This is a genomic window from Sporosarcina aquimarina (assembly GCF_019748715.1).
Classification (GTDB): domain Bacteria; phylum Bacillota; class Bacilli; order Bacillales_A; family Planococcaceae; genus Sporosarcina; species Sporosarcina newyorkensis.
Genome location: NZ_JACLBZ010000014.1, coordinates 315,595 through 334,544, shown reverse-complemented (window position 1 = coordinate 334,544; position 18,950 = coordinate 315,595). Strand labels below are relative to the sequence as shown.

At 45.2% G+C, this 18,950-nt stretch carries 18 protein-coding genes; 2 read left to right on the top strand and 16 right to left on the bottom strand.

Translation table 11 applies throughout. From position 1 onward, the window contains the following. Nucleotides 1–13 precede the first annotated feature (13 nt). From H7J92_RS09190 to H7J92_RS09170, 5 genes are all read right to left on the bottom strand, one after another. Nucleotides 14–526 (bottom strand): adenine phosphoribosyltransferase, encoded by a 513-nt coding sequence (locus H7J92_RS09190; protein WP_009497457.1) that lies wholly within the window; start codon nucleotides 524–526, stop codon nucleotides 14–16. After that, complete coding sequence (recJ, locus tag H7J92_RS09185; RefSeq protein WP_078816750.1) at nucleotides 517–2,862, bottom strand: single-stranded-DNA-specific exonuclease RecJ; 2,346 nt, start codon at nucleotides 2,860–2,862, stop codon at nucleotides 517–519. The genes H7J92_RS09190 and recJ overlap by 10 nt, the downstream gene beginning before the upstream one ends. Before the next feature lie 107 nt (nucleotides 2,863–2,969). Continuing rightward, a complete protein-coding gene (locus H7J92_RS09180) occupies nucleotides 2,970–3,347 on the bottom strand; it encodes a LapA family protein (protein WP_221836617.1) in 378 nt (125 codons plus the stop codon). 71 nt (nucleotides 3,348–3,418) lie between these two features. Next, nucleotides 3,419–5,686 (bottom strand): protein translocase subunit SecDF, encoded by a 2,268-nt coding sequence (gene secDF, locus H7J92_RS09175; RefSeq protein WP_221836616.1) that lies wholly within the window; start codon nucleotides 5,684–5,686, stop codon nucleotides 3,419–3,421. A 137-nt stretch (nucleotides 5,687–5,823) separates the two neighbouring features. Further along, nucleotides 5,824–6,135 carry a post-transcriptional regulator gene (locus H7J92_RS09170; protein WP_221836615.1) on the bottom strand — a complete coding sequence of 104 codons (312 nt, stop codon included), beginning with the start codon at nucleotides 6,133–6,135 and terminating at the stop codon, nucleotides 5,824–5,826. A 430-nt stretch (nucleotides 6,136–6,565) separates the two neighbouring features. On the opposite strand from H7J92_RS09170, the gene H7J92_RS09165 reads away from it, so the two are divergent. After that, a complete protein-coding gene (locus H7J92_RS09165; protein ID WP_040759189.1) occupies nucleotides 6,566–8,083 on the top strand; it encodes a putative polysaccharide biosynthesis protein in 1,518 nt (505 codons plus the stop codon). Between the two features lie 100 nt (nucleotides 8,084–8,183). Here H7J92_RS09165 and H7J92_RS09160 read toward each other — a convergent pair whose 3' ends face one another. From H7J92_RS09160 to H7J92_RS09130, 7 genes are all read right to left on the bottom strand, one after another. Next, nucleotides 8,184–8,819, bottom strand: coding sequence for a DUF421 domain-containing protein (locus H7J92_RS09160; protein WP_009497464.1), 636 nt, complete (start codon nucleotides 8,817–8,819; stop codon nucleotides 8,184–8,186). Between the two features lie 109 nt (nucleotides 8,820–8,928). Then, nucleotides 8,929–9,198 (bottom strand): preprotein translocase subunit YajC, encoded by a 270-nt coding sequence (gene yajC, locus H7J92_RS09155; RefSeq protein WP_009497465.1) that lies wholly within the window; start codon nucleotides 9,196–9,198, stop codon nucleotides 8,929–8,931. A gap of 46 nt (nucleotides 9,199–9,244) precedes the next feature. Next, nucleotides 9,245–10,384, bottom strand: coding sequence for a tRNA guanosine(34) transglycosylase Tgt (gene tgt, locus H7J92_RS09150; protein WP_221836614.1), 1,140 nt, complete (start codon nucleotides 10,382–10,384; stop codon nucleotides 9,245–9,247). Next, complete coding sequence (gene queA / locus H7J92_RS09145; RefSeq protein WP_221836613.1) at nucleotides 10,385–11,437, bottom strand: tRNA preQ1(34) S-adenosylmethionine ribosyltransferase-isomerase QueA; 1,053 nt, start codon at nucleotides 11,435–11,437, stop codon at nucleotides 10,385–10,387. It abuts the gene before it with no gap. 18 nt (nucleotides 11,438–11,455) lie between these two features. Continuing rightward, nucleotides 11,456–12,454 carry a Holliday junction branch migration DNA helicase RuvB gene (ruvB, locus tag H7J92_RS09140; RefSeq protein ID WP_221836612.1) on the bottom strand — a complete coding sequence of 333 codons (999 nt, stop codon included), beginning with the start codon at nucleotides 12,452–12,454 and terminating at the stop codon, nucleotides 11,456–11,458. Nucleotides 12,455–12,473: 19 nt separating this feature from the next. Then, entirely contained in the window at nucleotides 12,474–13,079 is a 606-nt protein-coding gene (ruvA, locus tag H7J92_RS09135) for a Holliday junction branch migration protein RuvA (protein ID WP_009497470.1), read from the bottom strand. 131 nt (nucleotides 13,080–13,210) lie between these two features. Then, nucleotides 13,211–13,777, bottom strand: a complete 567-nt coding sequence (locus tag H7J92_RS09130) for an NADPH-dependent FMN reductase (protein ID WP_221836611.1) — start codon at nucleotides 13,775–13,777, stop codon at nucleotides 13,211–13,213. 153 nt (nucleotides 13,778–13,930) lie between these two features. Between H7J92_RS09130 and H7J92_RS09125 the strand changes: the two genes are divergently transcribed. Next, nucleotides 13,931–14,548, top strand: a complete 618-nt coding sequence (locus tag H7J92_RS09125) for a hypothetical protein (protein WP_221836610.1) — start codon at nucleotides 13,931–13,933, stop codon at nucleotides 14,546–14,548. Between the two features lie 45 nt (nucleotides 14,549–14,593). Here the strand turns inward: H7J92_RS09125 and H7J92_RS09120 are convergent, their stop codons facing one another. The 4 genes from H7J92_RS09120 to pheA all read right to left on the bottom strand — a co-directional run bounded on the left by H7J92_RS09120 (nucleotide 14,594) and on the right by pheA (nucleotide 18,936). Beyond that, nucleotides 14,594–15,316, bottom strand: coding sequence for a YebC/PmpR family DNA-binding transcriptional regulator (locus H7J92_RS09120; protein ID WP_221836607.1), 723 nt, complete (start codon nucleotides 15,314–15,316; stop codon nucleotides 14,594–14,596). Nucleotides 15,317–15,328: 12 nt separating this feature from the next. Further along, nucleotides 15,329–16,198, bottom strand: a complete 870-nt coding sequence (locus H7J92_RS09115; protein ID WP_221836606.1) for a phosphotransferase — start codon at nucleotides 16,196–16,198, stop codon at nucleotides 15,329–15,331. Between the two features lie 6 nt (nucleotides 16,199–16,204). Beyond that, nucleotides 16,205–17,326 carry a LysM peptidoglycan-binding domain-containing protein gene (locus tag H7J92_RS09110; protein WP_221836604.1) on the bottom strand — a complete coding sequence of 374 codons (1,122 nt, stop codon included), beginning with the start codon at nucleotides 17,324–17,326 and terminating at the stop codon, nucleotides 16,205–16,207. Between the two features lie 725 nt (nucleotides 17,327–18,051). Continuing rightward, nucleotides 18,052–18,936, bottom strand: coding sequence for a prephenate dehydratase (pheA, locus tag H7J92_RS09105; RefSeq protein ID WP_221836603.1), 885 nt, complete (start codon nucleotides 18,934–18,936; stop codon nucleotides 18,052–18,054). Nucleotides 18,937–18,950 lie beyond the last annotated feature (14 nt).

Genomic DNA, 18,950 nt, shown 5'->3' with positions numbered 1-18,950 from the left:
AAGGATTCTTAAATTAATACGTAATCAATGCCCGAATGTCATGATTGGTCAATTTTTCTCGACCATTCAAATAGGAAAGTTCGATTAAAAAGGCACAACCTGCTACAACGCCGCCAAGTTTTTCGACTAGTTCAACTGTAGCACCAACTGTTCCGCCTGTTGCGAGCAAATCATCTACGATCAACACACGCTGGCCGGGTTTAATGGCATCTTTATGAATGGTCAATTCATCTTGACCATATTCTAAATCGTAGAAAACGGAGATCGTTTCACGCGGCAGTTTTCCAGGTTTTCGAACAGGTGCGAAACCGACTTGCAGCGCATATGCCACGGGACAACCGATAATGAAGCCGCGAGCTTCCGGTCCGACGATGATATCAACGTCCAGATCCTGCGCATACTCCACGATTTGATCGGTAGCGTATTTGTATGCTTCGCCGTTGTCCATAATCGTTGTAATATCTTTAAAGCTTACTCCTGGTTTTGGATAGTCATCGACAATCGTTACAAACTTTTTTAAATCCACAGTTTTTCCTCCTCAACAGCTTCAATCTTGCGTAATGAGTTGAACACCTTCTTCAAATCCTGATACGGCGCATAAAGAAGTAACTCTTCCAATTTGATCTGCTGTTGGCGTTTTTTATAAGATGGCGCTTCTGCCAAATCACGTTTCTCGGCAGGTTCCATCATAGTGATTTCACCATTCTCTAGTGTAACAAATTCTAGCTCATAAAACACTTTTGTCATGAATTTAATCGTACTTTTTTTCCAACCCTTATGTTTCGAGAGCATATCCATCTGATCTCGCAGGTGAAAAGACCCTCTCTTCTTCAAAAAGCTGTAATACCAGCCAAATTGTTGGCGGTCAGGCATTTTCTCGAAATACATCGAATCATGGACATATAAATGCAAATAGATTCGATTGGCCTGCGATGATCCGATCGCTGATTTAAGCTGTTCTTCGTCCTGCGGTAAGTCGATTAACACGATTGAATCCACCGGTGAAAGTGTGTCTCTTCCGATTAACTGAATCGGCACATCCTTGAGAAACGGAGTGAAATGATGGATTGCCTCTTCCGTAAACGCCACAAATGCAGCCTGTTCCGGTATAAGCGGCAGCCATCTTGCCGGGTCCCGCACTCCCCGATAATCAAATAGTTGCCATTCGTCGCATTTAATATCTTCCACTAGCATTTGCGGTTTCTTTCGTCCGTTCCATTCATTGATCTGCAGATCGCCCGTTAGACTTAATTTGATGGTGGGCGCCATTTCATCCGCTAATGCGCCCGCACCAAAATGAATGGCATCCAATCGCTCGTCTCCGTCTGCCATCTCCAATTTCAGATGATCTTTTGACGCTCCAATTTTTCGAACGGAAGCCGTCTCCAGCTGTTCGAGCAGAAAGACAGGCTTCGGAAATCCAACACCAAACGGCCGAATCAATTCGAGCGCTTCGATGGCTGCAATATCAATTTCATGAAGTGAAAGTGGAACGTCAATCGACAACTTAGGTTGCAGCAATTCATCCGTCAATAGTTCTTTTGCCTGCTCATTTAAATTGCTCCGCAGCAATTCGACGTCTGCTATTTCTAACGACATGCCGGCAGCCATTGCGTGGCCTCCAAAATGCGGCAGAATGGAAGCATTCTTTGAAAGTTCCTTATACAGATCAAATCCTTCAATGCTTCGTGCAGACCCCTTTGCTAAACCTGTCTCATGATCGATTGATAACACAATAGCAGGACGATAGAATTTCTCTGTCAATCGGGATGCGACAATTCCGACCACCCCCGGGTTCCAACCTTCTCCTTCAATGACCAAGACGTACGGCACCTGATTACCGTAGCGAATTTGGATTTGCTCTTCTGCTTCTTTTGCAATTTCTTTCACCAAATGCTGTCGCTCTTTATTGAGTTCATTTAGTTCCTCGGCGATCCCCATCGCTTGCTGCTCGTCTTTTGATTTTAGTAAATGAACAGCAGGATCTGCATCTCCCAGACGTCCTGGTGCATTCAAACGAGGCCCAATCGTAAAGCCGATGGTCTCTTCCGATAAAGCCTCTTGTTCGTGCCCGCTCACTTGCATCAATGCTTTAATAGCAGGTCGCTTAGAACGCCGCAATCTGCGTATTCCCTCTTTGACGGCATAGCGATTTTCATCCTCTAACGGAACAAGATCAGCTACGGTGCCGATTGCAACAAACTCCAGCAGATCGAGTGGCGGCTCGCCTAATAATGCAGAAGCTAGTTTAAATGCTACCCCTACTCCAGCCAATTCGCCAAATGGATACTCGCCCTTCGGATGGCGCGGATGAATGACCGCGTCAGCTTCGGGTAATTGTTCGCCCATCTCATGGTGATCCGTGACGATGACGGTCATGCCGAGCGACTTAGCAAATGCGATCTCTTCGATCCCTGATATGCCATTGTCTACTGTAACGAGAACTTCGGTACCTTCTGTATGTAATTGCTCAAAATAGTCTTTATTCGGCCCATAACCGTGCTCAAAACGATTCGGTATAGCGAAGTTTACATTTGCTCCGAGACGTTCTAGTGCAGTCGTGAGGACAGTTACGCTAGTCACTCCGTCGGCATCATAGTCGCCATATACCGTAATTTGCTTTTGTTCTTTGATTGCTTGCTTCAAACATTCGACCGTTTCTGTCATACCATATAATAAAAAAGGATCGTGCAAATTGGTTTCATCCATATGCAAGTACGCTGTTGCTTGCTCACTGGTCGTGACGCCCCGTGCAACAAGAATTTTCGCAAGCATCGTAGAGAGTTGCAGATCATTCGCTAACTGTTCAACGAGCTGTTCGTCTGGACGTTCAATTTGCCATCTTTTTTTGGATTGTATCATTACGTTCACATCCTCATCTCGTATTATATCGAATCTTGGCGGAGACGGAAAGGAAACCACATGAAAAAAGCGGTCAGGCGAGAAACACAGCCCATTCCGCTCTTGCATCACATTTGTTTTGGCGGAAGAATTTCTGCTTCCACAACCGGCACTTCTGCCATCAGCGTATCGATCTGTTCTTCCATCTCTTGCATTTGTCGTTGTTGCCTTGTCAGTTCCTCTTCTTTCGCTTGCAGCTTCTTCTCTAGCTCCTTTATACGTCGGCTGCCTATATACGATTTGAAGATGGCGAAAAATCCACTAAATAAGGCACCTAGCAATGCCGAGCCGAGGATGACCAGCACGAGAGGAATCATTTCCGTGCCGAATAGATAATTAACAGGTACCGAATCGACATTGAAAACTGCGAAAACTGCAATAATGACCGCAAACAATAAACTTAACAACACAGTCCACTGAAAATTCTTTCCACTTTCTCTACTCATTCCATTCATTCCTCCAATCAAAAAACAGGATATACCGGAGTATACCCTGTTTTTGATAGGCTGCAAACGTCTTAAACGACTGGTTCGTCGGAGCCCCATTGTTTTTTCTCTTTTTCTACTTTCAAACCGTTACCCTTGTTGATCTGCTTCTTCTTCAGATCAAACCAAAGTTGAGCGGAAATGAAGATGGAAGAATACGTACCCGCAATCAAACCGATCAGCAATGCAATCGAGAATGGACGGATGGATTCTGCACCTAACGCCATTAATGCAACAACTACGAAGATTACAGTCAAGACTGTATTGACTGAGCGTCCAAGTGTCTGACGTAAGGATTTATTGACAATCGTTGCCAATTCATCTTCACTGTCAATGTGCTTCGTGTGGTGAAGGTTTTCACGAATCCGGTCGAACGTGACGATCGTATCGTTGATGGAATACCCGATAATTGTAAGAACGGCTGCGATGAATGTGATATCGACTTCTAAACGTAGAATACTGAAGACTGCAATCATGAAGAATGCATCATGCAATAAACCGACGATTGAAGCCAATCCCATCCGCCATTCAAAACGGAAGGCAACATAGATAATGATGCCGATTGCAGCGACAGCCAATGCTTTGATCGCATTTTGCACGAGCTCTTTCCCGACAGTATCGGAAACCGTTGAAACGTTCGGTTCTGAGTCGTAGACACCATTCAGCTCTTTCTTAATCTTATTCACTTCTTCTTGCGAGAAGTCTTCCTTATATCGTGCAATGGCAATATTTTTCTCATCACCGGATATGACGACGTCAGATGAAGGATGCCCGATCGCTTCTAGTTCTTTTTCAACTTCCGTTTGATCCAATGCCTGTTCAGCAAGGATTTCTACACGCGTACCGCCGGAGAAATCGATTCCGAGGTTCAGCTTGAAGACTCCAAGCATAATTGCACCGACAATCAGCAGGACAATTGAGAGCGTATAGAAACGTTTTCTCGACCTAACGAAATCAAAACGGTCAAACTTCGTTGTAAGATCCAATGTTTCAAGTCCTTCATCCGCCGAATGGACTTGCTTCTTGGAAAGACCGAACCAACCGGTTTTTCCATCCAGGCTGCCACTGTGGACAAGCAATCCAAGCAATAGGCGGGACCCCCAGACAGCGGTGATAAAGCTGACCAGAATACTGATGATCAGCATGGTCGCAAATCCTTTTACAGAGCTTGTACCGAATATGAACAATACAACCGCTGCTAAAAGAGTGGTAATGTTCGCATCCAATATCGCGGTGAATGATGACTTGGCGCCGGCTGTAAAGGATGATTTAATAGATTTTCCGACACGCAATTCTTCTTTAATCCGCTCATAGGTAAGAATATTGGCATCTACCGCCATCCCTACACCGAGCATCAATGCAGCGATCCCTGGAAGTGTCAGTACCCCATTGATCAGTGTAAACACCAACAAGATCAAGTAGATATAAACAGACAAGGTGATAACTGCAACAATCCCTGGCAAACGATAATAGAATGCCATAAAGATGAAGATTAAGCTGATACCAACTATTCCGGCAAATATCGTTTTATCAAGTGCCTGTTCACCAAATTGTGCGCCGACTGAAGTGGAGTAAATTTCCTCAAGATCAACCGGTAACGCACCTGCGTTCAAAATACCAGCAAGGTTCTTCGTCTCTTCTACCGTAAAACTCCCAGAAATTTCAACACTGGATGAGTTGATTGGCTTGGATACCATAGGAGCAGAGATAAATGCCGGTTTAGGCTTAGTGATTTCTTCTTTATAAGAATCCACGCCTTCTTCAAAATCCAACCAAATTACCAGCACATTATCCGGTTTCTTCTGAAGGATTTGAGTTGTAACCTCTCCAAACTTATTTGGATCTTTCATTTCTAATGTGACGACTGGACTGTTGTTTTCATTAAAATTGGCTTTTGCTTTGCCTTCTTTCAAATCATTCCCGTCAAGCATCAAATTATCATCCGCATCACGGAATGAAAGATTCGCTTGAGTGGACAACAATTTCCGGGCAGATTCCTGATCTTCTACCCCGGCAAGCTGTACACGAATACGGTTGTTCGACTCGATTTGAATGCTTGGTTCACTGACACCCAAAACGTCGACCCGGTTCGTCAATGCCCGCGCGGTGTCCGCTACCGTGGACTCTGTAATCTTTTGCCCTTCCTTCAGCGGATTCACTTGGTACAGAACCTCAAAACCGCCTTGCAAGTCAAGGCCTAGCTTGACGTCTTTTAAAATCGGATTTGTCGTTGAAAAGATCGTTGATGCAAATATCACAATCAGCAGCAAAAACGCGACAATCCTGCCTCTGTTTTTCATATTTCCTTTTCCCCCTCATATACTAGAGCGGCACAGCACTTGTTATGTACTTCGTACTTCGTTCTCTCATTGTACAACATACCAATTATGAAACAGTCGGAAGTCTGTGTCAAATAGTTCATGATGTCAAATGCCAATCAATTTGATTTTCTTGGGGAAAAAAGAATGGCCCGCTCTTCTTCGCTAAGCTCTGGAAACGCGCTGCTATTACGCTGAGCCTCTGTCTGAGTATACGTCATAAATTGAGCGGGAGATAATTTGAATAAATCTTGAACAATTTCATAAGGGCGCATATTGGAGATATCTTTTCTGCGCCATTTCTTTTGTACAAGATAGTCCCACAGTCCTCTTTCCGTGACTACGGTGTAACCATATAGATGAAATTCGTTCTTTTTGCTTTCTAGTGCCGGCAATACATGTGTGTACAGTTCGTCTAATTTCTGATCCATTGGCGCTTCCCCCTTCTGCCTTGCCTCGTCTGTTTTGCGGAATATTTCGAATGCTAGTACATACACTTAACTAGATAAACTGAAATAAATAACTTACACACAAAGTAAAACGTAGAAACCGGTGATTTCCGTTCCCGGCGGACACTTTCCAGGGGGCGTGGCTTGAGCATCCTCGTCCGCTTCGCTACCTGCGGGGTCTCAAGACGCACGCCGATCTCCCAGGAAAAGCCGTAACGAAGAACGGCTTTTGCGAGCACAAGCGAAGCGTTGGGAGCATATCTTTGCCTTTCGCCGCCTTTCACTCCAATCAACTAAGTGTCCATTACTGCATAAATTCATGTTTAAACTATAATTCAACATATATTTGGAATTTAAAATACGTATTCATAGTGTAACTGAAAAGTCTGGAATTGAGAAGGAGTTGTTTGAGGTGTCTTCATTTATCCGCGGGACAGTTTTTTTGATGGCCGCTGTATTTCTATCGAAGTTGCTTGGTTTCGTGTACCGAATTCAGTTCATGCGGGTAGCTGGAGAAGAAACAGTTGGAATTTATATGACAGCATATCCTGCTTTTGTATTTTTTCTTTCCCTTGTACAGTTGGGCGTGCCGATTGCGATGGCGAAAGTAATTGCTGAACTGAAGGCGCAAGGTGGAAATGTGCAGTTGCGTCAAGTGATGAAGACGTCGGCGTTCATTACGATTTTATCAGGAGCGGTTTTCATCCCGGCCTGTATTTTATTCGTGCCTTATTTGGCGGGAAATCTGCTTGGTAATGAAGCAACCTCATCCGCTCTCTATGTAGCCATAGCGATTGTGCCGATTGCGGCGATTGGAGGTTTAATAAGAGGTTATTTTCAAGGGATTGCACGGATAGAAGAAACGGCGTGGGCTCAGGTCATTGAACAAATCTTCCGAATCCTGCTTATTACATGGATGCTGCCTTATATTCTGGCGCCAAACGATCCGATGATCAATGCTGCCTATGCGATGGTCGTCACATTTTTGGCAGAAGTGTTGTCGGTACTCTATCTCCTTTACAAATACAAACAACATCAGCGCAAACAGCCGAAGAAACGTAAAAAAGAGCCGCGTTATCCGATGGGACCCATCCTTTCCGTCGCGCTTCCTTCGTCGGGTAGTCGACTATTCGGTACTTTCACTTGGTTTTTGGAGCCGATCATATTTTTACGTGCACTAAGTATGGCAGGTGTCGGAGCTGTAGCCGCCACCTCTTTGTACGGAGTCATATCAGGTGTATTGATTCCTTTGTTATTGTTCCCTGCATTCATTCCGTATGCATTATCTGTCGTGCTTGTACCGGCTGTCAGTGGGGCTGCCGCATCGAGCAATGTAAAGAAGCTGCAGGAACGCATTCATTTAGCACTCCGCTTATCTGCTTTAACTGGAGCTTTTGCAGCGACGGTATTTTATATTCATGGTCAAGAACTAGCCGAAAAGCTGTTCCATGTAGTAGAAGGGGCCAGTTATATGACAATTTTGGCACCCGTCTTTTTCTTTTATTATATTCAAAGTCCATTGTATTCCATCTTGCAGGCTACCGGTGACGCAAAAGCTGGTATGATGAATTCGGTGTACGGAGGAATTGCTAAACTCGCGGTCATGTTCATTCTTGCATCGCAACCTGGTCTACAGGAAACAGGGGCGGTCCTAGCGATCGGTTTCGGCGTATTGGTCACTTCGTTTTTACATATCGCGACAATCCGGCAAAATAAAGCCACGGCAACCGGCTTCTCAATGTTCGCCATGACCTATGCTGCTTTCCTTTTAACCGCGATCATGCGGCCTATCTTCATCCCGGTTGGTTCCTATCATTTATTTACAGAATGTGTCATCACATCCGCTGTATTATTAGCCCTTTTATTGCTGACAGGGCAAATAAAAAAGTCAGATTGGATTATGCTTCGTAATTTAGTCAAACGGTATTAATGAACGTGTGGATTAGCTAATTTGTGTGCCATTATGGATCCTCGAGATTTGCCCTCCAGGCGGGGACGCATTCTAGAGGTCGCGCTTTGAGCCTGCTGTATTAACTTTCTTTCATCTGAATCTTTAGATCGCCTTGTTCCCATGAGCAATAAAAAACAGTCGAGACATCCGAAATATTTTGGTCTTGCAACTGTTTCAATAACCACTCTTCTGTTTTTCCGACTAAGCGGAGATGTTCTTCTTGAATTTCTCCATCAAGAACAAGACCTACTATGGGAAGATCGCCATCTCGTGTAAACACTGATAAATTACCGGAAGGCTCTAGGTACGCATAGGTGACGTTATGGATCGAGCCGATTTGATTTTCACGCAGCTGTTGAAATAAATCATCTAAATTATACCGTTGTTTTCGCATTTCTTGTTCTTGAATCTGTCCATCTTTAATAATTAAGGTCGGATTGCCGTCTACGACATCCCTGAATTTCTTGCTTTTCAGAGAAATTAATGAAGAAATATATTGGATTACGAGCAACAGAAGAATAGGGAGAACCCCTACAATGATTGGTTTGTCAGGAGTTTCTACAATCATTGCCGCCACTTCAGCCATAATAATGAAGACCACAATATCGATGACACCCAGTTCTCCCACTTCTCTTTTGCCCATAATTCGTAAAATGACCAATAAAAAGACATATAAAAAAATCGTCCGCAATCCGATAATCACATACTCATGCATCCCAAATCTGCCTCCTTAAACAACTAGTGTTCCTTCAGGCATTTGTTCTATACGCATGCAAACAAAAAAGCGGCAATCTATGGACATTCCAGTAGATAACCGCTTTTTATTAAGCTGATGTGTTCGTTACAACTCTTCCAACTGCCTGCTTGTCGAAACGCAAGACTGTCGTGTCAGCTACACGCAAGAAGATAGATGTTTCATCCACCGCATCTACCGTTCCATGTAAACCGCCAATTGTTACTACTTCGTCTCCACGCTGCAAACTGTTTTGCATCTCTTTCGCTGCTTTTTGTCTTTTTTGTGCAGGTCGAATAAGTAAAAACCACATTATAGCGACCATAAGCACCATAGTCAAAATTCCACCATATTGTTCCATAATCTAATTCCCCCTTCCTGAAGCACCAAGATTTATTATACAAGATTTAAAAGTTTTTTGCATTCGGTTTGTTGAAGCCATATTGCTCAAAAAATTCTTCGCGGAAATCTCCGAGCCGGTCTTCACGAATGGCTTGTCGTACTTGCTCCATCAAATTCAATAAAAAGTGGAGATTATGATAAGACGTTAAACGAATACCAAAAGTTTCTCCTGCACGAATCAAGTGACGAATATAGGCACGACTATAATTTTTGCATGCATAACAATCACAATTCGGATCAAGCGGACCGAAATCTCGTTCGTATTTTGCATTTTTCACAACAAGACGACCTTCACTTGTCATTAACGTACCGTTTCGTGCAATACGTGTTGGCAATACACAGTCGAACATATCGATTCCACGGATTGCTCCATCGATCAAGGAGTCAGGAGATCCGACCCCCATCAAATAACGCGGTTTGTTTTCAGGCAATAAAGGCGTCGTAAATTCAAGCGCACGATTCATGACGTCTTTCGGTTCCCCTACAGATAAGCCACCGATTGCATAGCCCGGGAAATCCAACGACACCAAATCTTTTGCGCTTTGTTTTCGGAGATCCTCATACTCTCCCCCCTGTACAATACCAAACAAGCCTTGGTCTCCCGAACGCTGATGTGCTTCCAAACAACGTTCCGCCCATCTGGAAGTCCGCTCCACACTCGCTTTCATATACTCGTGTGTCGCAGGAAATGGAGGACACTCATCAAACGCCATCATAATATCCGAGCCCAGTGCATTTTGTATCTCCATCGCTTTCTCTGGACTTAAAAATAACTTATCGCCATTTATGTGATTACGGAAATGAACGCCTTCTTCTTTAATATCCCGGAATTTGCTCAATGAAAACACTTGAAAACCACCGGAGTCTGTCAAAATCGGACGATCCCAGTTCATGAACTTATGAAGGCCGCCAGCTTCTTTGACGATCTCGTGGCCTGGACGCAACCAAAGGTGATACGTATTGCTTAAGATGATTCCTGCGCCCATTTCTTTCAGCTCTTCCGGTGCCATCGTTTTGACAGAGGCTTGCGTACCGACCGGCATGAAAGCAGGCGTTTCAAAAGAACCGTGCGGTGTGTGGACGACTCCAAGGCGCGCGCCTGTTTGTTTACACGTTTTTATATGTTCATACGTAATAGCTGCCAATTAATCTCGTTCCTTTCTTTTAGCGGGGCGAATAAACATCGCGTCCCCAAAACTGAAAAAGCGGTATTGCTCTTTCACGGCTTCTTCATATGCTGCGAGTATCGGTTCGCGTCCTGCAAAAGCCGACAACAGCATCAACAAGGTCGATTTCGGTAAATGAAAATTCGTCACCAAACCGTCAATCGCCTTGAACTCATATCCCGGAAAGATAAAAATCGAAGTCCAACCACTCGCAGCTACAACGTTTCCGTCGTTTTCTGAAGCAATCGTCTCCAATGTTCGAGTAGACGTCGTACCGACCGCAATTACCCGGCCGCCAGTTGCCTTCGTCTCTCTCACCAGCGCTGCCGTTTCTTCCGTCATCACATAATACTCGGCATGCATCGTATGATCTTCAATCGAATCCACGCTCACCGGGCGGAATGTGCCGAGCCCGACGTGCAGTGTAATGAAGGCGACCTTCACCCCTTTATCCCGCAATTCATCGAGGATTTCATCTGTAAAATGCAAACCTGCTGTCGGTGCGGCAGCCGATCCTCGTTCTTTCGCAAAGACCGTCTGATAACGTGATTGATCTTCAAGTGACTCCGTAATGTAAGGCGGCAACGGCATTTGACCTAGCTGATCAAGCAGTTCATAGAAAATACCATCATACATGAACGTAAATTCTCGCCCGCCTTGTTCACCAATTGCGGTACATTTCGCTTGCAGGCGTCCGTCTCCAAACGTCACAACCGTTCCAACCTTCACTCGCTTCGCTGGTTTGACCAAAGTCTCCCATCGATCTTCACCAATCTCTTTCAACAACAATACTTCAATCGTAGCACCCGTGTCTTCTTTCGTCCCGATCAAACGAGCTGGAAGGACTTTCGTGTCGTTCAAAACGAGCAAATCTCCGGCCTCCATTTCATCAACCAGGTCACGAAAATGCCGATGGGACACTTCCCCGTTCTGACGATCCATCACAAGCAAACGACTAGCTGTGCGGTCGAGAAGCGGCGTCTGAGCAATCAAATGCTCGGGTAAGTCAAAATCAAAATCATGTACATCCATCATTGTAACTCCTATCTGTCACTGCGGGAGTGGATAACCGAAATGCGCGTACGCTTTTTCTGTCGCCATCCGTCCTCTAGCTGTGCGTTGAATAAATCCAATTTGCAATAAATATGGTTCATATACATCTTCTATCGTCACTGATTCTTCGCCTATACTTGCAGCGAGCGTATCTATACCGACGGGCCCCCCGCGAAACCGCTCCATCATGCTTTGCAACAGCTGGTGGTCGATTTGATCGAGTCCATGATGGTCCACTTGCAGCATGTCGAGTGCTTCCTGGGCAATGTCGAGCGTAATCGTTCCATTGCCTCGTACTTGCGCATAATCCCGTACTCGGCGCAACAGTCGATTGGCAATACGCGGTGTACCTCTCGATCGTTTCGCGAGTTCCACGGCTGCCAGCGGATCAATCTGTACTTCGAATAAGCCTGCACTTCGGATCACGATTTCAGTCAGCGGCTCCACTTCATAATACTCAAGCCGCAGCGGAACGCCGAATCGGTCACGCAACGGTGCAGACAATGAACCTGCCCGAGTTGTAGCACCGATCAAAGTGAAGGGCGGCAAATCCAGACGGACAGAACGCGCTGTCGGTCCTTTTCCTACCATGATATCCAAGCAAAAGTCTTCCATCGCCGGATATAGAACTTCCTCAATCGCACGGTTCAGCCGATGGATTTCATCGATGAATAACACATCACCCGGCTCCAAGGAAGAAACGACGGCGGCCAAATCACCTGGACGTTCAATGGCTGGGCCGCTCGTCATCCGCACATTCACACCCATCTCATTGCCGATAACGGTAGCTAATGTCGTCTTTCCGAGCCCGGGAGGACCATACAATAAGACGTGATCTAGACTTTCCTCACGCCCTTTTGCCGCCTCAATAAAAATCGATAAATTGTCCTTCGCTTGCTGTTGACCGATGTATTGCTGCAGCAATTGAGGTCGTAATGATTGTTCGAAGCTATCGTCAAAATGAGTTGCTTCATTCGTCAATATGCGTTCTTCCATTGGAACCACCTCCGTCGTTTTAGCCTTGTTTCAATAATAACTGCAAAGCGAGACGCATATAGCCTTCTGTATCGAGATCAACATCCGCCAGTTTCGGCTTCACTTTCTTCAATTCACGCTCAGAATAGCCGAGCGCTGATAAAGCAAGCAACGCTTCGTCGAGCGCATCACTTTCGGCAAGCGTCAACAGTGTATCTTCCGAATCCGGCATATCGATTTCCGTAAACAGATCATGCAGCTTGCCTTTTAAATCCAGGATCATTTGGCGGGCTGTTTTCTTGCCGACCCCCGGGAATTGCACGAGGAATCCTTCATCCTCACGTTCAATTGCGCTGACTACCTGAGAAGGCAGACCGTTCGCCAAAATAGCGAGCGCTCCTTTAGGACCAATTCCCGAGACGGTGATCAGCTTACGAAACAATTCGCGCTGTTCAAGTGTCTTAAAACCAATCAGTAATTGGGCGTCTTCCCTCACATGCAGATAGGTATATACTTGCTGCAACTCTTCCGTGACATGAAAAGCAAACGGATTTGGCGTCATCACTTGCCAGCCGATTCCTTGCTGCTCCAAGACAATATATTCCGGTGTCACTCTTGTGACAAGTCCTTTTATGTAATCGTACAATACATTCTCCCCCTAAGTATACCTGTTATTATAGCATACGAACGAGTTTTCTACTTGTCAGACCTCTAAAATTCATCAGAAAAAATGGACACGTTAACATCGTGTCCATCCAGTCCGTCCGTTATAAGAATTTATGCCAATGAGACCGCTTTTTGCTTCTTATAAAATGCGATGAAATTTTGTACGACTGTATCTAAGAACTGAATCGTCGCTTCATCGGTCAAGTCGCCTTCATCATTCATCTTTGTATGGACTGCCCCAATAAACACATCATTTCCAGGCAATAAAGTAGGTGCCAACGCAGGGTTGGAAAGGATTTCGCGCAAGTGTATTTGTGCTCTGACTGTACCAAGTACGCCCATGGATGCACCGACAATGAAGCCGGTTTTTCCGTGCAACGTGAAATCTCCTCCACGAGACAGCCAATCTATTGCATTTTTCATTGCACCTGGAATTGAGTAGTTATATTCCGGCGCTGCGAACAATACAGCATCGGAATCTTTGACGTCATCCTTGAATGCACGTACTGCAGGAGATGGATCGCTTTCGATATCAATAGAAAACATTTCCAAATCGTTAATGAGTACAGGAACAATCTCCAATTCGTCTTGATAGCGTTTTGCCATGTAGTTGACCAGCTTCAAATTATACGAAGTAGAACTTGTGCTGCCGATGATTGCTTTTACTTTAATTGTCATAAAGAATGGCCCCTTTTTTGTGTGTTTAAATTCTACTTATTATCATAGCGCTTGTAGTTTCAAATCACGAATCATTTGCTTATATTCTGTAACATTTCGGGTTTCTTATCCGTCTGATTGAATAGTTAGAATTTAAATTGAGGAGGAAAGTATATGCGCAAAGTTTTATATTCCGGCGTGATCGCATCCATCCTATTAGTCAGCTGTGATTCTACAAACCAAGCAGATACGCCTAAAGAAACAATGGAAGAAACACCATCGGGTTCTTCTGCCACTGCTGCCCCAACAGAGCGAAAACCTACGAAAGACGTTGTGTTTTCAGTAGAAGGACAGGATGAGACGATTAAAATGGATTTAATGGAAGGCAGAGAATCGCTTTATTCCTTTTACGTGGATAAAGAGCGCTATCAATTTGAGAGGCTTGAAAATTTTGATGTGTTGACTCCTGTCGAGCCATTACCTGATTCGTATCCCGAAGTGAAAATGGAAATTCGATACATTCACAATAAATCTCCAGATGAAGTAAAGGAAGAAGTAAAAAAGGATCTTAGTTTTACAGTAGAAGAAGAAACTGTTACATCCCCTGTCCAAGCCACTTCGCTTCACGGTACTTCTGGCATTGAGCCGGACAGTCAAGTTTTTATGGCTTATTTGATGGATGCTGGAGAAGCCGGCACTTTGCTCATTACTGAAGCCTATTCACTTGAAGCACAGGAAGGTCATGGTGCCCGATTTTTTCAAATGCTGGAAACGCTGGAAATCCAACAATGACAGATCAAAAAACCCGACAAAGACTTCTCCTGTCGGGTTGAGTTTTTAGTTGCCTGCATTATGATAAACATTTTGCACATCGTCGTCATCTTCAAGCGTATCGATCATTTTTTCGAATTGCTCTTCTTGTTCATCCGACAATTCAGCATACACAGATGGTACCATATCGACTTCCGCTGAAACAAACGTAAACGCCTCTGCTTCCAGTGTTTCTTTCACTGTCAGGAACTCAGACGGCTCCGTGAGGATTTCAAATCCGTCTTCAGTAGAGAGTATATCTTCCGCACCTGCTTCTAAAGCCAACAGCATGATCGCATCTTCATCAATCTCTGCTGTACGTTCGATAAAAAGTCGTCCCTTTCGTTCGAACAAATAATTGACAGAGCCGGATTCCCCTAAACTCCCGCCATTTTTATTGAAAGCAACTCGGATATTCGGACCTGTACGATTGCGATTTTCTGTCAGGCAATAGACGAGCACTGCTACTCCGCCCGGTCCATAACCTTCATAAATAACTTCCTCGTAATTTTCATCCGCACCAGCACCTGTTGCTTTATCAATTGCCCGCTGAATTACATCATTAGGGACGTTCGCGCTTTTCGATTTATCGATTGCTAGACGTAGAGCCGGATTCGTGTCTGGATCGTCTCCGCCAGACTTTGCCGCGACGTAAATCTCTCGTGACATCTTCTGAAAGATCTTTCCTCGTTTTGCATCCTGTGCGCCTTTTCTGTTCTGGATATTTTTCCATTTGGAATGGCCAGCCATGGATCAAACCTCCTACTTCATCATTCGCTCTACATCATACCATAATCTCGGCCATTGCGAGAGTGCGGTCTCCGTAAAGAGGAGGAGTTTGCTGACCATACGTTGTTGCTGAGCTGCCGGAAGCGACAGTAAATGCAGCCATTCACGCAGCACTTCATTGGGATACAGTAATTTTGCCAACGCTTGGTTGGACAAGTGCTGCAATGCGGGATGCTCGCCCATTAAAAAAGAAGGATTGTACGTAACCTGTGGTAACACACGATGCATCCACAATACGAGCTCATCTTCCTCAGCTCCGAGACACGCTAAATCAAAATCAATGAAACGAATTAGGCCGGATCCATCACGCAAAATATTATGATGGACGACATCACCATGTAACAAGGTCAATGAATTATTCGGTGAAGGCTGTTTCTTGCTGATTTTCAAGGCTTCTTTGCCATAAACAAGTAACTCTTCATACATTTTCGGAGAGAGAAATTGCTGGCAAATTTCTCGAAGCTCCATGAACCTGGCCAGTCGGACCTCCCATTTCTCCAGCATATGATAATGAGGGAGAAATGACATCGACGGCCAATCAATATACGAATTTGTATCATGTAATGCCTGCAGCGCATTGAAAGAATCGATCCGGTCAATCCTTCGTTTGAAATTGACGGCTTTCGCTCCTTCAAGCCATGGCTGCATGATGAGTAATGGGTCCTTTTCTTCTAACACTGACACGATATGCGGGAAATGATGTACATTAAGTAATTGATGAAGTTGTCGAACTTTCACAGCTTGTGCAAGGGATGCATACTTCTTTACAGAATATACCCGTCCGCCGGCTTCCATTTTCCATACATTCTTTTTTATCTTTGTAAATCGTTGTTCAGCTGTCATATCCCATTATTGGTTTCTATACCAATCATCCTGAATGGGCATCGGATAATGCGATTCGTTCTGCTGTCCGAATGGCGGGTGCATCTGCTGTGGGTATGGACCTGGATACGGCAGCGGCATCATCGACGCTGGCGGGTAACACGCCATTGGATACCATTGCATTGGCGGCTGCGACGGCATGCATTCCGTATTCATCGGCCATTGCGGCTGAATCGGCCACTGCGGCGAGCAGTAATCCTGATTAGACGGACACCATGAGGCAGGTGTACAAGCTTTCGGCGGAATGGACGGCTGATTTGGCATCGGCATCGGCATTGGCTGCTCTACTTTTGGTGGAATTGGCTTAGGTTGCGTAACAGGTGGTTTTGGCTGCATGACGGGCGGTTTCGGTGTCGGAAGCGGCTTAATTGGCATGTGCAGAGAACTGGACTCGAGCAACTGCCAGCCGTCCGGCATAGGTGCAGGTTTATGATGATGCGGCGACTCATCATGACAATCTATCGGTGCTTTTGGCGGCAACGGCTTAATCGGCGCTTGCATAGGCGGATGTATCGGTTGTTGCGGCATATGTGGGTGGCAGTCTGCATCGAAAATCGGCATCCATCCACAAATCGGGAAAACTGCTTGCCACATTGGTACGCTCGGCATATTCGGCATCATCGGCATCTGAGGTGCCGGCGGTGTTTGTGGCTCCAATGGCTGTTGCGGATATTGCGGCGTTTGCGGTGTCTGTGGCTTCTGCGGCAGTTGCGGCTTCTGTGGCGGCGGTGTATGCGGCTTCTGAGGTGTCTGTGGCATCTGCGGCATCTGTGGCAGTGGCGGTACCTGCTGTGCTGGAGGATGCGGTTTTTCAGGTTTTGGCGTTGGCTTCGGTGCCGGCGTCGGCGGTTTCATCTCTGGTTGACTTGGTTTCGCTGGCTTTTGTGGTGTCTTATCATGCGGTTTGGATGATTCACCTTTATGAGTCGGCTTTTTCTTATCCATCGGTAAAAATATTTTCATCCCAGGCACAATATAATCCGGATTGGCCAAATGCGCATTCACTCGCTTCAATTCTTCAAATGGAATATTGTATTGCCTCGCAATTTTCCATAATGTATCACCTTTAACGACAATATGAACTTCCACTAACATTTCCCCCTTCCATCAATCCATCGTATGAACGGACGCCTAGATTGGTGACTCTTATTTAGGCTTCCTCTCTTGTTATGTATATTCGGCAGGGAATTCTTTATTACAAAAAAAGATCCACCCTCACATGGAGGTGGATCGCAAAATGTAGATAACTATTAAAGTTATAAAGATAGAAATGCAAGAAAAGAATATGAGGCTTGTGGTCCGGGGATTTGCGCTCCAGATGGGACGCTTTCCGTGGGGCGCGGATGAGCCGCTTCCCTCGCTTCGCTCAGTCCAGGGTCTCATCATTCGCACTAAGTCCCACAGGAGTCGCCCATCTTCCGCTCCAATCCCTATAAAGTGAACTGTAGTACATAGCGAACTCACTGTATGTAGTGTAAGTTATCGCTTCCTTCAACAGAAAAACATCTGTACTTTCCCGGGCTATTACTTACTGCACTTCGTATTTTCCCGGGATAGACAGTCAACTCACTAATTTCAGTAAAATATGGTAGTTGATCGCAGTGGAAGGCAAAACAGACTTCTTGAGGGATCACCGTAAGCCTTGAGACCCCGTAGGTAGCGAAAGCCGTAACGCTTCGCTTTTGCGAGTAAAAGCAAAGCGTTAGGAGCGAGGTGGCTCAAGCCACGCCCCCGGAAAGCGCCCGCCTGAAACGAAGATCAACGTTACCATTAGCCACTTGTCAATTCTTTCGTCCAAAAGCACAGATCCTCCCTCACTCAGAGGATGGATCTGTTTCATAGACGTAATAGGAGCCGAATGATCGAGCGGTGCAACCGAGCGCAGCCAACTCTTCCATGGCGCCTTTCATCATCGGATGATCGTCGGATTCATTAACATCGATAATAAAGAAATAATGACCGAGCCCAGTCTTAAGTGGTCTCGATTCAATTTTGCTTAAATTTAGGCGCCGCCATGAAAATACGGATAAAATCTGATGGAGCATCCCTGCTTTGTCATCTTCCGGCAGCTTGACCATAAGCGTAGTCTTTTTTGATGCCGCATGATTTTTATGATCGAGTATTTCTTTCCTTAACGATAGCACGACAAACCGCGTATGATTGAAATGAAAGTCATGAATATTTTCTTCTACTATATGTAAGCCGTACGTTTCTGCCGCAAGCCGATTGCCGATTGCTGCAATATGCAGTGCGGGTTGCTCAGAAATATATTTTGCTGCTGCCGCTGTGGATGTCGTCTGAATCAAAGGAATCTTGCGATAACGATATTGCAAGAACTTATGACATTGCGCAAGCGCATGAGGATGCGATTGAATGGACTCCAATTGATCCGTAAAGTCTTTCTGTGCTTTATTCACCATTAGATGCTGTCCGATCGGCGTGGAAATTTCCGCTGTGATGAATAATTCTCCGCCATGGAATAAGTAATCAATTGTCAACGGCACCGAGCCTTCCAGCGCATTCTCTAAAGGTACGACAGCATAAGCTACATGACCTTCCGTCACTGCTTCGATACAATCTGGAATGGTCGGACGGGGCGTCAAGCCTTTGTGGCCGAATAACTCAGCTGCTGCAATATGAGTAAAAGATGCTTCCGGCCCTAAATATGCAACAGATGGTGTGTAATTAGTATCATTCAATGTATTTTCATCTC